Source organism: Pontibacter ruber, from assembly GCF_023630205.1.
Lineage (GTDB): Bacteria > Bacteroidota > Bacteroidia > Cytophagales > Hymenobacteraceae > Pontibacter > Pontibacter ruber.
This window is the reverse complement of the sequence record NZ_JALPRR010000001.1, coordinates 300,296-315,619: the sequence shown is the minus strand read 5'-3', so window position 1 is coordinate 315,619 and position 15,324 is coordinate 300,296. Positions and strand designations below refer to the sequence as shown.

At 50.2% G+C, this 15,324-nt stretch carries 15 protein-coding genes; 6 read left to right on the top strand and 9 right to left on the bottom strand.

Annotated features, from left to right (window positions below):
- Positions 1 to 16: 16 nt before the first annotated feature.
- On the bottom strand, positions 17 to 3,115 hold the full coding sequence (locus MJ611_RS01285) for an efflux RND transporter permease subunit (RefSeq protein ID WP_250427539.1): 3,099 nt from the start codon (positions 3,113 to 3,115) through the stop codon (positions 17 to 19).
- A 19-nt stretch (positions 3,116 to 3,134) separates the two neighbouring features.
- On the bottom strand, positions 3,135 to 4,235 hold the full coding sequence (locus MJ611_RS01280; protein WP_250427538.1) for an efflux RND transporter periplasmic adaptor subunit: 1,101 nt from the start codon (positions 4,233 to 4,235) through the stop codon (positions 3,135 to 3,137).
- 595 nt (positions 4,236 to 4,830) lie between these two features.
- On the opposite strand from MJ611_RS01280, the gene MJ611_RS01275 reads away from it, so the two are divergent.
- Positions 4,831 to 5,166: an MGMT family protein gene (locus MJ611_RS01275; RefSeq protein WP_250427537.1), complete on the top strand. Its 336-nt coding sequence runs from the start codon at positions 4,831 to 4,833 to the stop codon at positions 5,164 to 5,166.
- 97 nt (positions 5,167 to 5,263) lie between these two features.
- Here the strand turns inward: MJ611_RS01275 and MJ611_RS01270 are convergent, their stop codons facing one another.
- A complete protein-coding gene (locus MJ611_RS01270; RefSeq protein ID WP_250427536.1) occupies positions 5,264 to 5,794 on the bottom strand; it encodes a DUF922 domain-containing protein in 531 nt (176 codons plus the stop codon).
- A 253-nt stretch (positions 5,795 to 6,047) separates the two neighbouring features.
- Here MJ611_RS01270 and MJ611_RS01265 point away from each other — a divergent pair, with 253 nt between their 5' ends.
- The 3 genes from MJ611_RS01265 (at position 6,048) to MJ611_RS01255 (ending at position 9,136) form a co-directional block, all read left to right on the top strand.
- Positions 6,048 to 7,160, top strand: a complete 1,113-nt coding sequence (locus MJ611_RS01265) for a sensor histidine kinase (RefSeq protein ID WP_250427535.1) — start codon at positions 6,048 to 6,050, stop codon at positions 7,158 to 7,160.
- Positions 7,161 to 7,178: 18 nt separating this feature from the next.
- The gene (locus tag MJ611_RS01260; protein ID WP_250427534.1) at positions 7,179 to 7,925 is read left to right on the top strand and encodes a LytR/AlgR family response regulator transcription factor; all 747 of its coding nucleotides are present in this window, start codon (positions 7,179 to 7,181) and stop codon (positions 7,923 to 7,925) included.
- A 173-nt stretch (positions 7,926 to 8,098) separates the two neighbouring features.
- Positions 8,099 to 9,136 carry a hypothetical protein gene (locus MJ611_RS01255; protein WP_250428756.1) on the top strand — a complete coding sequence of 346 codons (1,038 nt, stop codon included), beginning with the start codon at positions 8,099 to 8,101 and terminating at the stop codon, positions 9,134 to 9,136.
- A gap of 598 nt (positions 9,137 to 9,734) precedes the next feature.
- On the opposite strand, the gene MJ611_RS01250 is transcribed toward MJ611_RS01255, so the two are convergent.
- A complete protein-coding gene (locus tag MJ611_RS01250) occupies positions 9,735 to 10,106 on the bottom strand; it encodes a cupin domain-containing protein (RefSeq protein WP_250427533.1) in 372 nt (123 codons plus the stop codon).
- 115 nt (positions 10,107 to 10,221) lie between these two features.
- Between MJ611_RS01250 and MJ611_RS01245 the strand changes: the two genes are divergently transcribed.
- Positions 10,222 to 10,572 (top strand): hypothetical protein, encoded by a 351-nt coding sequence (locus tag MJ611_RS01245; protein ID WP_250427532.1) that lies wholly within the window; start codon positions 10,222 to 10,224, stop codon positions 10,570 to 10,572.
- Positions 10,573 to 10,753: 181 nt separating this feature from the next.
- Entirely contained in the window at positions 10,754 to 11,290 is a 537-nt protein-coding gene (locus tag MJ611_RS01240) for a ferritin (protein ID WP_250427531.1), read from the top strand.
- 36 nt (positions 11,291 to 11,326) lie between these two features.
- On the opposite strand, the gene MJ611_RS01235 is transcribed toward MJ611_RS01240, so the two are convergent.
- The 5 genes from MJ611_RS01235 to MJ611_RS01215 form a co-directional block, all read right to left on the bottom strand.
- The gene (locus MJ611_RS01235) at positions 11,327 to 11,623 is read right to left on the bottom strand and encodes a (2Fe-2S) ferredoxin domain-containing protein (protein ID WP_250427530.1); all 297 of its coding nucleotides are present in this window, start codon (positions 11,621 to 11,623) and stop codon (positions 11,327 to 11,329) included.
- Positions 11,624 to 11,786: 163 nt separating this feature from the next.
- Complete coding sequence (locus MJ611_RS01230; RefSeq protein ID WP_250427529.1) at positions 11,787 to 13,346, bottom strand: M28 family metallopeptidase; 1,560 nt, start codon at positions 13,344 to 13,346, stop codon at positions 11,787 to 11,789.
- Between the two features lie 103 nt (positions 13,347 to 13,449).
- Positions 13,450 to 13,680: a hypothetical protein gene (locus MJ611_RS01225; RefSeq protein WP_250427528.1), complete on the bottom strand. Its 231-nt coding sequence runs from the start codon at positions 13,678 to 13,680 to the stop codon at positions 13,450 to 13,452.
- The gene (locus MJ611_RS01220) at positions 13,674 to 14,276 is read right to left on the bottom strand and encodes a hypothetical protein (protein ID WP_250427527.1); all 603 of its coding nucleotides are present in this window, start codon (positions 14,274 to 14,276) and stop codon (positions 13,674 to 13,676) included. Before MJ611_RS01220 ends, MJ611_RS01225 begins: the two co-directional genes overlap by 7 nt.
- Positions 14,277 to 14,356: 80 nt before the next feature.
- Positions 14,357 to 15,154 (bottom strand): hypothetical protein, encoded by a 798-nt coding sequence (locus MJ611_RS01215; RefSeq protein ID WP_250427526.1) that lies wholly within the window; start codon positions 15,152 to 15,154, stop codon positions 14,357 to 14,359.
- Positions 15,155 to 15,324 lie beyond the last annotated feature (170 nt).

The window sequence follows — 15,324 nt, the reverse complement described above, 5'->3', positions numbered from 1 at the left end:
AGATATGTTCAGTTAATTAAATACTTGCCTTTTCGTAGGCTTCGATCTCTTCGAACTCAGGATGGTGCTTGCGCTCTCTCGACCACATGGAGTAAATGGCCGGGATTACAAACAGCGTCAGAATCAGGGAGAACATGGTGCCACCAACAATCACAATACCCATACCCATGCGGCTCTGAGCAGCGGCACCCAGGGCAAGCGCAATTGGCAGGGCACCCAGTGCAATGGCCAAGCTTGTCATCAGGATTGGGCGCAGGCGGGCCTCCGAAGCCTCCAGGATGGCCTCTATTTTCGGCTTGCCCTGTTCCCGGAGCTGGTTGGCAAACTCCACAATCAATATACCGTTCTTCGTCACAAGCCCTATGAGCATGATCGTACCGATCTGGCTGAAGATGTTCCAGGTCTGGCCAAACAGCCACAGCGACAGCATGGCACCGGCCACCGCCATTGGTACGGTAAGTATAATGATGAGCGGATCTACAAAGCTTTCGAACTGAGCTGCAAGTATGAGGTAAATCAAAAGAAGGGCAAGGCCAAAGGCAAACATCGTGTTCGATCCACTTTCCACGAAGTCGCGCGACTCGCCACCCAGGTCGGTAGAGAAAGATTCGTCCAGTACTTTTTCCTTGATGCGGTCCATGGCCTCGATGCCGTCGCCAATACTCATGCCCGGTGACAGACCGGCCGAAATGGTAGCCGACATGTAACGGTTGTTGTGGTAAAGCTGCGGCGGGCTGCTGCGCTCGGTCATGGTTACCAGGTTATCCAGCTGCACAAGTTTGCCGTCTTTGCTGCGCACATAAAGCGAAGTCAGGTCAAGCGGATCGTCACGGTCCGGACGGTCAAACTGGCCCATCACCTGGTACTGGCGGCCGTTCATCAGGAAGTAGCCAAAGCGCTGGCCGCTCAGCGACAGCTGCAGTGTTTGCGCCACGTCAATAACCGATACACCCAGGCTTTGTGCCTTTTCGCGGTCTATAGAGATGTTGATCTCCGGCTTGTTGAATTTCAGGTTGACGTCTACGTTCGAGAAAGTAGGGTCATTGCTCGCTTCTTCCATAAACGCCGGTATTTTTTCCTCCAGTTTCTGGAAGTTTGGCGCCTGAATGATGTACTGAATCGGTTGGCCGCCACGGCGGTTTACAGAAATGGTGGGCTGCTGCGTTACCATGATCCGGCCTTCAGAATATTTCCGTGTCACCTTTGTCAGGTAGTCGGCTACTTCCTTTTGAGAGCGCTCGCGTTCGCCCGGCTGTTTCAGGGCAATCCGCATCATACCGTTGTTCACAGAGCCTGCACCGCCCCAGCCAGGAGACGTAATCACCAGGTTTACCGCTTTTTCAGGTACCGAATCGTTTACGAGCTGCGTCAGCTCCTGCATAAAGCGGTCGGTGTACTCGTAAGAAGAACCTTCCGGCGCATTTACCATCACGCGCAGCATGCTTCTGTCATCGTAAGGGGCTGTCTCTTTCTGAAGGATCGTATAAAATAAGCCGATCAGCACCAGGCACAGCATAATGATCGGGAAACTCAGCCATCTGCGCTTCATAAAACCACTCAGGGCGCTGGCGTAGCTGGCATTCATTTGCTGGAAGTATGGCTCCGTGAAGTTGTAGAACCTGGTTTTCTTGTGACCGCCCCCTTTCATCAGGTAAGCGTTCAGCATTGGGGTGAGCGTAAGCGATACAAAGGCCGATATGAGTACCGCGGCCCCGATCACCACACCAAATTCACGGAACAAACGGCCTACGAAGCCCTCCAGGAAGATTACAGGTAAGAACACGGCAGCCAGCGTAATGGAGATCGAAATTACTGCCAGGAAGATCTCATTGGAACCTTTGATAGCCGCCTGGATCGGCGACATGCCTTCTTCCACTTTCTTAAAGATGTTCTCGGTTACCACAATACCGTCGTCTACCACCAGACCGGTTGCCAGCACGATCGCCAGCAGCGTAAGCACGTTCACCGAGAAGCCGCAGAGATACATGATAAAGAAAGTGGCAATCAGCGACACCGGAATATCGATAAGCGGACGGAAAGCAATGCTCCAGTCGCGGAAGAACAGGTAAATGATAAGTATAACCAGCACCAGCGCGATCAGAATGGTTTCGGCAACTTCTGTAACGGACTGCTTGATAAAGATGGTGTTATCCATCACAATATCCAGTTGCAGGTCTTGTGGCAGGTCTTTCTTCAGTTTCTCGAACTGCTCATAAAAGGCATCGGAGATATCGAGGTAGTTGGTGCCCGGCTGCGGAATAATAGCAAGGCCTACCATTGGCTGGCCTGATTCGCTCATTTTTGTTTCCAGGTTTTCAGGGCCAAGCTCTGCTGTGCCCAGGTCGCTGAAACGAATGATCTTGTTGCCGTCTGACTTTACGATCAGGTTGTTGAATTGCTCGGCAGTAGACAGGTTGCCCAGTGTTTTTACGACCAGCTCGGTGTTTTCGCCGCTGATCTTACCGGATGGAAGCTCCACGTTTTCGCGGTTAAGCGCGGTACGCACGTCGCCAACAGTCAGGCCATAGGAGGCAAGCTTCACCGGGTCGAGCCAGAGGCGCATGGCATAGCGTTTCTGCCCCCAGATCTGCACGCTACTCACACCCGGAATGGTCTGCAAACGCTGCGAGATCACGTTTTCGGCGTAATCGCTTAGTTGCAGCTGGTCGCGGCTGGCGCTGCGAACCGTCATGGTAATGATCGGCTCCGAGTCGGCGTCGGCCTTGGCAACTACCGGTGGCGCGTCAATATCCTGCGGCAGGTTTCTTACCGCCTGCGATACTTTGTCGCGCACGTCGTTGGCTGCCTCTTCCAGGTCTTTGTCGAGGTTAAACTCGATGTTGATGTTGCTCCGGCCCTGGTTACTCGACGAGGAAATGTTGCGGATACCATCGATGGAGTTGATGGCTTTCTCGAGTGGCTCCGTTATCTGCGACTCAATGATATCGGCGTTGGCACCCGAGTAGCTGGTGCTAACCGATACAATGGCCGGGTCGATGGACGGATACTCGCGTACCCCCAGAAAGCTATACCCGATAAAGCCGAATAAGATCAGCATCAGGTTTATAACGATCGTGAAAACGGGACGCTTTATACTTGTGGTGGATAAACTCATACTTCTCGCGCTTTATCTACTAATTCTTTCCAACTGCTTTATTGCCAACAGCTACTTTAACAGGGCTACCTTCTTTCAACGTCATGATACCTGTAGTCAGCACCGTATCGCCGGGCTGCAGGCCAGATGTGATCAGTACATCCTTTTCGGTACGGGTAGTCGTTTCTACCATTGTTTCTTTGGCTTTACCGCCTTTGGCTACAAATACTTTCTTGCCGTTTTGTACAGGTATAATGGCTTCACTCGGTATAAGCAGGGCGTCAGATATAACAGCCAGCGGCAACTCAATGTTCGCAAATGAGCCTGGCAACAGCTCACCACCCGGGTTAGCGGCACGGGCACGCAATTGCAGCGTACGGCTGCTGGCTTCTATACCCGGCTCTATAGCATAAACGGTGGCGGTATATTTTTTGTCAGAGCCGGCTACCGTAAAGCTCAGCTGTGTTTTTTTCTTAACTTGTGAGGCATACTTTTCCGGCACGGCGAAGGTGATTTTAACAGGATCCGTGCTTACCAGGTTGGCTACCACTGTTTCCGGTGAAAGGTAGCTGCCTTCCGAAACAGAGCGCAAACCAATGCGGCCTGAGAACGGCGCCCGGATCGTTGTTTTGGCTAATTGTGCCTGTATCAGTTGTGTTTGTGCCTGGGCAGATTTAAGCTCGGCGCGGGCAACATCGTATTCTTCCTGGCTGATTGCCTCCTTTTTCAGGAGCAGGCCAGCACGGCGCTCGTTTTCAGCGGCAAGGCTCTGGCGGGTCTGAGCCTGTGCCAGTTGGGCACGCAGTTCAGAATCATCGATCTTCAGCAATACTTGTCCTTTGCTTACTTTGCTTCCCTCTTCAAAAGAAATAGAGCGTACCAACCCGGAAACCTGTCCGCGAATGGCTACCTGCTCGTTTGCTTCGATAGAGCCGGTAACAGCAAGCGAGTTGGAAAATGCTTGTGGCTGCACCACTACGCCATCTACACGCATGGCTGGCATTGCACCGCCTTTACCAGGTCCTCCTGGCCTACCACCCGGTCCGCCGGCTCCTTCGCTCTTGTTCTGCTTTATGCGGTAAGCTATCAAGGCACCAAATCCGAGTATAAGTATGGTGTAGACGATGTATTTAATCTTCATTTGTGTTTTGTGTTTTTAGAGTAGTAGTGTATCGTAAGCCGGATTTAAAGTAAAACCTTTTATCTTGACCAGCACCTCCACAGTTGGAGTGCGGAAATAATCAATGTTTTACCTTTTGCCTTCGTTCCCTTTTCAGTCGTAAAAGTTGCAGTTTACCTGCTCTTTTTGTGCCTGGTAAGGCAGGCAAAGTCGGTTAATTTGACTGTGCCACCTGGTAAAGGTTTAATTGTATTTTATTTCAGGTTGTAAAGGCAGGGGTTTATTTTAAAAATCATTTTTTAACTGCCTGAAAGGCAACACGGAAATGATTGTAAAGTTTGCTTGCTAACTTCCGGATTATTGATTTTTTCTCCTGTTTTCCATGAAAGACCTGCAGCTCTAAGCTGCAGGTAGTGCTCCGACACCTTTACACCGCAAGCGGCCGTAAAAGCTTTTTCGATCAGGCACAGGCAGGCGTAAACATCATGGGTTTAAAGTTATAACGTTATCAGGTTATATTGAAACCAGGACATGTGATTCTCTACTAACAGGTACTATTGCAAGACAAACAACATCTTTGTGGCGTTAAAATGTTACTTAGGAAAAGACTGAAACTATGAGTGAAGGCAAAAAGAACTTTTTTGAGGATGTGTACCAGGTGGTTAAACTGATCCCGAAAGGGCGGGTAACCTCTTATGGTGCCATTGCCAGCTACTTAGGCTCGAAAGGATCTGCCCGCATGGTAGGCTGGGCTCTTATTGCCTCACACCCAATGACCCAGATACCGGCGCACCGGGTCGTGAACCGCATAGGCATGCTCACGGGCAAGCAGCACTTCGACGAGCCCAACGCCATGCGCGACCGGCTGGAGCAGGAGGGGGTGAAGGTAGAAAACGACCAGGTAGTGAATTTTGAAAAGCTGTTCTGGGATCCGGCAAAGGAGCTGTTGTGAGTTAGAGAGTTGGGGAGTTAGAGGGTTAAAAAGTTAATATTTGATGCTTTATAGGCAGGATAATCTGATAGCTGGTTTACCCCGCCTTTTTGAGGCATCAGTTAAAAACTTCAAGATCCTTCTTTATCTTCGTAGCCCATTCCTTTTGCCTGGCGATATTGTTCCCCCCGCGTGTTTCCCGGTCGTAAAATGCCTGGTAATCGTTCATAGCCTTGTTTACCTGGATCAACATCTCCTCTGCCTTCGCCTTTTGCTCCTCGGGTTCTTTCATGGTGTTAAGCTCTAGTTCCAGGGTCTCGGCATAGATGTGTGCTATGTCAAAATGCAGCTGTTCGTGCGCCAAAGTATAGGCGTCTTTGTAGGAATCTTTTACCCACAACTCATTTCTGAATGCCATCGCAAAGGCATCGTAGGTTATCTTGCCCGTCCAGAAATTCACTTTCTTCACCCGCAGGTTGATGGTTACTGCGATCTGAGCACCTTTCGACCTGTCAGAAAAGTTAGGGGTACCTTTAAAATCCTGCCAGCTTAATTTCCGTTGCGGGCTATAGATCAAGGTGTCGCTCACATGGCAAAAACCACTTGTGGATACGATCAGACAGAACAAAAGCAGAAGAATACCTTTCATATACTATATATACAAGCTATCGGTGCTGTACTATACATTTATCATACCAATTAATAACGAAAACTGCAGCAGCAGGTAATATGGCCGGTTTAAGTATAAAGCAGAAGCGTACCGATGCCGGCAGTCGGCTATACTTTTTATTCTTTACGTTATTGGGCAAGTATAAATTGCTGCTTGCGTCCTAAGTATAGCCAACTGTCTAAAAGCTGCTGCAGCCGAAGCAGTTAAAGTACAGAAATCGTACCTTTGCAAGATGGAAGTTAAGCTGAATCAGGCTCAGGTGCTGGAGGTAAGAGCATGGAGCCTGCCTGATGTCCGGGAAATTACTAAAAACCGATTGCTGTTGCACGTGCTCTTCTGGGCTGTGTACGTGTGCTTCTTCGGTTTGCTCTACGGCAGCTACATCGACGATTACTACAACGCCTTTATGGTTGAGTTTATCGAGCTGCCCTTCAAAATGACGCTGGTATACTTTAACATGTACTTCCTGATGCCGCAATACCTGCTGCAGAAGCGCTACATGGAGTTTGCCGTCTACCTGTCGCTGATGATGCTGGCCATTGGTACGCTGATGCAGTTTGTGCTGCTGCCCGTGCTCATACACCCGCTCATCTGCCCCACCACCTGCACCGAAGACAACCTGACGCTTTACCGCTTTGTCAAAAACATCGTGAACCTGGGCTACCTGGTGTCTATTTCGGCTGTGGTATACCTGCTCAAGAACTGGTACCGGCACCAGCAGGCGGCGCAAAACCTGGCGCAGGACAAGCTGGAAGCCGAGCTTAAATTCCTCAAAGGCCAGATCCATCCGCACTTCCTCTTCAACACACTCAACAGCCTGTACTCGCTCTCGCTCAAGAAATCGGACAAGGCGCCGGAAGTGGTGCTGAAGCTGTCGGGGCTGATGGACTACATGCTCTACGATGCCGCTGCTGCCAAAGTGCCCCTCGAAAAAGAGCTGAGCTACATCCAGAACTACATTGCCCTGGAGCGCATCCGCTACGGCAATCGCGTGGACATTTCTTATACCGAATCCGGAAGTATGGCTGGCAGGCAGATCGCGCCCATGATGCTGTTGCCCTTCGTGGAGAATGCCTTTAAGCACGGCGTAAGCACCGAAACCGAAAATGCCTGGATCAGGATAGATGTAAAAGTGCAGCAGGACATGCTGGTGGTGTTGGTAGAAAACTGTAAGTGCCACGATAAAGCCAGCAGCAGTAACCGCGACATGGCCTCCGGTATTGGCCTGAAGAATGTGCGTCGTCGCCTGGAGCTGCTCTACGAAGGGCGTTATACGCTGGAAGTAGAGGATGAGCCGGACAGTTACGGGGTGCGCCTGGAGCTGAACCTGCAGGATGAAGTATAAAACTGAACGAATAGACAGATGAAAATAAGATGCCTGATCGTGGATGACGAGCCCCTGGCGCTGGATGTGCTGGAGACCTTTATCGAGCGTCTGGACAGCCTGGAGTTGGTGTGCCGCTGCAACAATGCCGTGGAAGCCTACAACTGCCTGCAAACCGAGCAGATCGACCTGATCTTCCTAGATATCCAGATGCCCAAGCTCAGTGGCCTTGAATTCCTGAAGTCTATCCCGAATCCTCCCAAAGTTATTTTCACCACCGCCTACCGCGACTATGCCGTGGAAGGCTTCGAGCTGAATGCCGTAGATTACCTGCTCAAGCCCATTGCCTTCGACCGCTTCCTGAAAGCCGTGGCCAAAGTACAGCAGCCGGAACCCAAAGCAGCGCCTGTCGCTCTAGCCGCTCCACTTGCCATAGAACCCGCAGGTACCAGCTTTAAAGATGCCTTCATTTACCTGAAAGCCGACAAGAAAATGGTGAAGGTCATGCTGGCCGACATCCTCTACATCGAGAGCCTGAAAGACTATATCCGGGTGAAGACGGAAACAAAAGAGATCATCTCGTATCAGAAGATCTCCTTTCTGGAAGAGAAGCTCCCCGCCGGCAAATTCCTGCGCATACATCGCTCTTTTATCGTTTCACTCGATAAGATACAGGCGTTCTCTGCCACCGCCGTCGACATTGGAAAAACCGAGATTCCGATTGGCCGCTTCTATAAAAACGATGTGTTGCAGGTGCTGGGCCAGAACAACCTGCTCGAAACGTAGTTTCGAGAATTATGAATTCCGAATTAAGAATTACGAATGGTGGTTATATAGATGGGAGTTCGCAACAATGCTTATATTTTGCAAAAGGAAACAAAGAACTATAGCCGCCAGATCGAAGTATAGTTTCCTGCCCGGCTTCCCATTTGTAATTCGTCATTATTAATTCGTAATTAATTAAAGTGGAAATCTCCAAGAAGAAGCAATTTTACTCTATTGCTACCTGCCTCCGCAAATACCTGCACGCCTACGACCGAGAAACCAAGCTGCCGGTGCTCTACGAAGACCTGGTGCACTACACCGACTCCTTCCCCTACTACGACAAAAAAGGGCACGACACGCTTTGGGAAACTGTGATGTTTGACCAGCAGTCGCAGGCGGAACTAAACCGCGGCCTGACCCAGATCTACGCCCTGCTCAAAACGGACGGCGATATGTCGGTGATGGAGCACCTGTACGTGTCGCGGGTAGATTACTGCACCTTCGGCAATTCCAACCCCTTCCGGGTGCAGATCATGAACCAGCTCAACGACAACTACGACTACTTTTATGTGAAGCGGGCCGATGCCTCACGTATCTATGGGCTGGAGCTGGAGTATATTCTGTCGCCGAACCGTATCAACTACCTGGTAGACGGCGACACGCTTATTGAAGAGCACATTGCCGGCATTCCGGGCGATATCTTTATCAAGGAGTTTCTGAACCGGCCCGGCTCCAACAAGGTGCGAATTGCCAAAGAGTTTGTAAAGTTTAACGAGCGCTGCTTTGTGCGCCTGCTCGGCGATATGCGCTCTTACAACTATGTAGTAGACATTACCCCGGATTTTGAGGACGAGCAGTACCGGGTGCGCCCCATTGACTTCGACCAACAGTCGTACGAAGGGAAAAAGAGCATGTACCTGCCCCAGTTCTTCAAAGACAACAACCTGATTGTGGAGCTGGTGCTGAAGCTGCTGAAGCCTGAAACCGTGAGGCAGTACCAGAATGAGGAGCGCACGCTCATCTTCAGGCGTCTGCGCACGGCCCGCTACCGCCTCAAAGACCTCATCGACTGCATGCGGAAAGACACCATCTCTACGCCCGAGAAAGTTAACCAACTAAAAGCGGAGCTGGCTAAACATCATAACTCTGACGAGTTCCTGAAATGCAAATGCATGGGGGACCTGGTAAGGTTAAATCTGAAAACGGTGCTGTTGAAAGCAAAGATCCGGTAAGGTTGTTATTTCGAGCAGCGCGAGAAATCTGAATCAGTTTTATAGCTGAAGTTTATACTTGCAGCTGGCAAGCCTATTGCTATCGTAGTTACTTCTGTTCCTCAGTCTTACTCATCTATACTTTCACAGTTAGCTTTGGCGCGCTCGCGGCCGCGGGGCCCCGTTTCTCTGCATCGCCGCTGTGTATCTTTCCTTTGCTACCCTTCGGTCGCAATGCCTTATCAGGCACCGGAAACCTACAAGGCGGCTCAACAGAGAAACTGCTACTGACACTGCTTAGCTGACGACCATGCAACAGGAACCCATTTGTAGGGACAGGTTGCGACCTGTCCGTGCTATACCTGCAGCTATGAAACTCATACTTTAAGTATAGCAAAAGCAGAGATTCCCCTCTTGAGAGGGGTAGGGGTGTGTTTATACTTTAGCACGATCAAAATCTCTCGCCACGGCGCTAATGCTCTGCCATTTCCTGTCCCTTCGGGCCAGTTGAGTCACAGACTCAACGTTACTACTTAGTCACGAATCTGGAGATTCGCGCCAGAAATAGTAAAGCACAGCACTGCTCTCTTTTTTAGGAGGGAAGGAAAGATAAAACCTCCTACAGCCGCTCCAGATTCGTTCTGGTCCGCTCGTTTGGCGCCAGGTTGCCGGTGTTTACAGTGGAGGCCGGTTCGAACAACAGCACCTCCGCTTCCTCGTTGGCTACCGGCCGGTGCTCTACGCCACGGGGCACGATCAGGAACTCGCCTGGGTGCAGTGTAACAGTTTTGTCGCGGAACTCCATATCGAAGCTGCCTTTTACCACCAGGAAGAACTCGTCTTCGTGCTCGTGGTGGTGCCACTCAAAAGGACCTTTGAACTTAGCTAGTTTAACTTGTTGCCCATTCAGTTCGCCGGCTATGCGCGGGTTCCAGTGGTCGGGTATCTGATCAAATTTAGCAGCGAGGTTTACTTTATCTATACTTTCCATAAGTGCTCATGCTTTGAAGGTGATAATATCATCTAATTTTATTTGGACTGATTCTAAACAAGCCTTACTTTTGTAGCATACTTTAGAAGCAGCCTCAGCGAAGATAGAAGAGAAGATGCAAGCAGCAACCGAATTACGCGAAATTTATATTACTCCTGCCGGCGCAGTATACCAGTGCGACCGTAAAAACCGCCTGATGGTAGATTTTGCTGGCACTCTTTCAGTACTTAAGATAGATACGTTTTTGCGCCTGAAACATGCTATCGACAAAATAGACCTGCAGGCCATGGTAACCAGCACCGACCGCTCTTCTGATGTAGAGATCATCTCGGTTTTAGGAACCGACAAAGTATACGTGCTAACAATGCCGGAATTACATGCTTTTAAAGAGCTGCTGGCGGGAGCCCGGTTTGTGCTGGAGCTCAACAGCATGCTGCACGAGTGCCTGAACGCTGAGCTGGCGTAACAGCAGGTAAAGCACACAGATAGTCTATGCACAGCCACCAGCTGTGCATTTTTTATTTAGACTTTTTCCATATTTTAAAACTGGTTCGCTATCGTAAAACCTATTCCTTAAATTAAGGGTAACAAGAAAAGGAGCTCTGTTTCTGAGCCATTAATTAACCGACTAAAACACCCTATACTTTATGAAGGATTTACTTAGGCTACGAACCTCTCTTACAGAAGAGATAGAAAAAGTGCTGAACGACCAGATCAAGATGGAAGCAGAATCTTCGGCAATGTATTTGGCCATGTCTGCGTGGTGCGACCGCAATGGTTTCGATTTCAGTGCCGGGTACTTTAAAAAGCAGTCGGATGAAGAGCGTGAGCACATGCTGCGCCTGTTCAAGTATGTTTCGGACATGGGCGGCAGAGCCATTTCGCCGGATGTGATCAATACGCCTGTCGAGTTTGAATCATTCAGAGCCGTGTTTGAGCAGGCATTGATGCAGGAAATTGCAGTAACGCAGTCATTTAACCGCATGGCCGACCGCTGCCAGAAGGTAAAAGATTATGTGACGTTCTCTTTCCTGCAGTGGTTTCTGAAAGAGCAGATCGAGGAAGAATACATAGCCCGCCGTGCCCTGGAACTGTTTGAAGTGATCGGGGAAGAAGGAACCGGCCTGTATGAAATAGACAAGCGCGTTCCGAAGATCACGTATGAAAACACGTACGAAGATTAAGTATAAGTATAAAGTATGAAAGAAAAGCCTTTGGAGTTATTCCAAAGGCTTTTCTTTTTTATCTGTTTTGAGGATGTGCTCCCGGAAGGCCTGCTGCGCCTGTTGTTCGGTCACCTCGTGTAGCCAGGCATTGTCCGGCTGAAAGCTCATGACAGGGGCAAAATCGCAGCGGTCGGTGCATTCGGTTTTTACGACTTCTACCTGCCCCTTTAGGCCCATTTCCTTGATCATTGTTCTGAAAAGCTTGCCAATATCTTTGCCGCCTTTCTTTTTGCACTTGCTACCCGTGCATACATAGATGACCTTATCGGGTGCTTTAAAGGTTTTGCTCATGTAGTTATTCTCTCCGTTGCTGTTCCTTTAAGTGGAAAAGCTGTCAAATAGTTTCAAGTAGGCAGTATAGCAGAGGGCTGTGTACTTTCCAGGTGCAAAATACAAAGCCCGCTTGGCTGGTGCTAAGCGGGCTTTGAAGTGTAAACAGGATGGGGTTCTTATACTATAGCGCTGCCGGTTTTGCTTTTGGCAATTCCTTGCGCGGCATTTTCTTGTCGCGCATAGCGGTGTGGTACACAAACGTTGCCACGATCACGGAAGCCTGCTTCAGGTCGTCGGCCTGCAGGCGGTCGTAGCTGTCCTGGTTGGTGTGGTGCGTACGCGTGCCGTAGTCGATCGGGTCCTGGATGAACTGGAAGCCTGGCAGACCTAGTGCGTCAAAAGACAAGTGGTCGGTACCGCCGGTGTTGCGCAGGGTTACGGTTTTGGCATCCATATCGTGGAACGGAGCGAGCCAGGCTTCGAAGATCGGTGCTGCGGCTTCGTTGCCCTGTGCGTAGATACCTCTGATGCGGCCGGTGCCGTTGTCCAGGTTATAGTAAGCAGAGAATTTCTCGTGGTCTTTTGTCAGCTTCATGGTAGCCGGGTCGCCGAGGTTCTTCTTCACATAGCCTCTGGAGCCGTGCAGACCCTGCTCCTCTGATCCCCACAGGCCAATGCGGATGGTGCGCTTCGGCTTCACGCCTAGTTCCTGAAGTATGCGCATGGCTTCCATCATTACGGCTACACCGGCAGCGTTGTCGGTGGCGCCGGTAGAGCCGTGCCAGGAATCGATGTGAGCACCTACCATCACTATTTCGTTCTTCAGTTTGCGGTCGGTGCCTGGTATCTCAGCAATCACGTTGTAGCCTTTCAGGTCGTCTTCTAGGAATCTGGTTTTTGTTTCCATTTCCAGTTCCACTTTCTGGCCGGCCTGCAGCAGGCGCACAATGCGGCCGTAGTCTTCCAAGCCCATTTCCAGTTCCGGCAAACCAGGCTTGGCATCTTTGGCGTAAGGGGCACCGTTGCTGGTAAAGTGCGTGCCGTGCATGCCGCCGCGGCCACTGGAGTTAAGTATGGCTACGGCTCCTTCGGCTTTCACCATTTCCGCTACTTTGGCACGAAGCGCCATCATGGCACGCCATTCTTCTGATCTTCTGTTCTGGCCTCCGTTAGCGTTCTGCTCGGCTGGTGCAGCCATTTTTGTCAAATCCTCTTCGGAGTGACGGCGGGCATCGGCTTCGAAAGTAGTTTTTGCTTCACGCGATAGTGGCGTCAGCACGATCTTGCCCTGCAGCTGACCTTTATACTTGGCCAGGTCCTCTTCCTTCTCCACGTTCACCAGCACCGCCTGCGCTTTTACAAGACCATTGGTGCCCGGCGTCCATGCTTTCGGTGTTGCAATGATCTGCTGGTAGTAAGGAGCGGTCATGGCGATGTAGGACTTTTCATACTCCCAGCCTTTACCGAACTCGCCCCATTCTTCTACGCGGGCATTTTTCAGGCCCCAGGCTTCCAGTTTGTTTTTGGTCCATTCGTTGGCACGCTTCAGGCCGCTGGAGCCGGAGAGGCGGGAACCGTTCACGTCGGTCAGGTAAAAGGCCGTTTCCATTACTTTGGAGTTCTGCAGGCCTTCCTGCTTGATGCGTTCCACCATCTGCTGGTCTAAAGGCTCTTGCTGGGCCTGTGCCGCAACGGCAAATTGCAGCAGGAACGCTAGTAAGAGTACTGGTTTTCTGGTCATAGAGGATTAGTTTGTGGTTAGGTAAAAGCTTTTGCCTTGGATTGTTTATTGAGGGTAAGGTTTAATCATGGTATACATACTTAGCTATACTTTAGAGTATAAATTAGTCTAAGCTGGCTTGCCCGATTACTAGTTTGATCTGGCCGTCCTGCCGCTTCGGGTACGTTACCGTGGCAGGTTTACCCGCGATAACAGTGGTTCCCATTTCTTTGGAACCGATGTAAGAGTTGCCGTCTCTACCCATTTTTCCTGTTTTGCCTGCCCCGCTCAGGATCTGGACAGAACGTGCTTCTCTTTTCAGACCGGGACGTGGCGTGTGATTAAAATTCAGCACAAAGTCGTCGGTGCTATAATATAACTCAGGGTAAGGTTGCCGCCATCGCCACCCGCGCCGCCAGGCGTGCCGGCCTCCCCATTGGTGCCGGTGCTTACCTGATCCGTTTTATGTACAGTGTAGGTTTTGCCGCTGGAGTCAGTTACTTGATGTGACGTCGTATAGGTTCTGGGTTTAGATCCGGGTTTGCCTGTGTAGCCTTTCCCGCCGCTTCCGCCGCGCGTGTCAATCACGAGACTGCCCAATGCCTCAAAATGAATGTCAATGTCCAGGTTGCCGCCATTTTCGCCGTCTGCACCAGCGGCTTCGCGGTTCCCGTGTGCACCATCAGCACCTTTAGATGTGATCGTGCAGTTGTTGCCTACATAGGCTACTTTCACGCCAAGCATTCCTGTTGTACCTGGAGCAAAGCGGATAGTGGCTTTATCGTGAAGAATAAGCGTATCTACTACCAGAGTATTTTTGGGGCCGACCTGGTATACTTCTCCTGCTTGTAGCTCAAGCCGCGGGAGCGGTTGTACCTGGCCATAAGTACGGCTGCCGAACAAAATTGAAAGCAGCAGGAACGCGGAGCGTAGTATCGGCTTCTTTTTCATAGGGATTTAGGTCATAGTGAAGGTGAAAATTTTCCCTGGGAGGTTGCTTTTACTTAAAGTATAAATCAGGAGAGGTACCGTTAATTTACAGCTGGTTTGGCATTGATAAGCTCTACCTGGCCATTCTGGCTTTTTGTCGTTTCAGAATACAGAACAACTCCGTTCACACTTCGGTAGCCTCCTTTACCGGGCTTGCCTGTAGCTCCTCTTCTGCCGGCTGTATTCAGAATGATGATACTGTTGGTCTTCCTTTTGTCCTGGTTGAAAATAGGTATAAAATTATTTGCGCTGTACATAAGCCGCACGTTTCCTCCGTTGCCGCTGTTACCGCCGTCAGTGGCATCGGTGCCATTGGTGCCAGCTTGCCCGGGTACCGTTACAGTTATAGTTTGTTTCTTCCCACTGGAGTCAGTAACAGTTCTCGTTTCTGTTTTGTCTTGGGTGCCGGGTTTGCCATTTCGGCCATTTGCCCCCGCGCCGCCATTTCCTCCCCTCGTGTCTATCGTTAGCTTGCCAAGGCTGTCAAAGTGGATGGCAAGGTCTAAGTTACCCCCGTGCTCCCCGTCGCCTCCGGGGTTTAGGTCTTTTCCATTTATACCATTGGCCCCTCTGGAGATAATCACACAATTGCTGCCAATAATAGCTACTTTGGCCTCCAGTATGCCGTCTCTTCCTGGTGAAAATTTTATGGTTGCCTTGTCGTGCATCACAAGTGTATCTACCCTCAGTATGTTTTCCGGGCCTACCACATACGTCTTTTTCTCCTGTACTTCCAGTTTCGGAAGATATGCCTGCTGCTGCGCTGAGGCAGTTTGAGTAGAGAATGTGAAGGCAATCAGCGTGCTGATAACTGCCAATGCGTAGATGCTTTTTTGCATGGTCTGTAGGTGCTGTGGTGGTGAGAGAAAGCTTGCCTATACATTCGAGCAGTTGCAGCGGCTAAGCTCACCTAAGTATAAGTATAAAAGTTCTTAAATCCTATATAGGAAAGTATAAATACAATAGGTGGCTCCTGTTTGATAATTTATATAACTCTGCCGCCTGTACT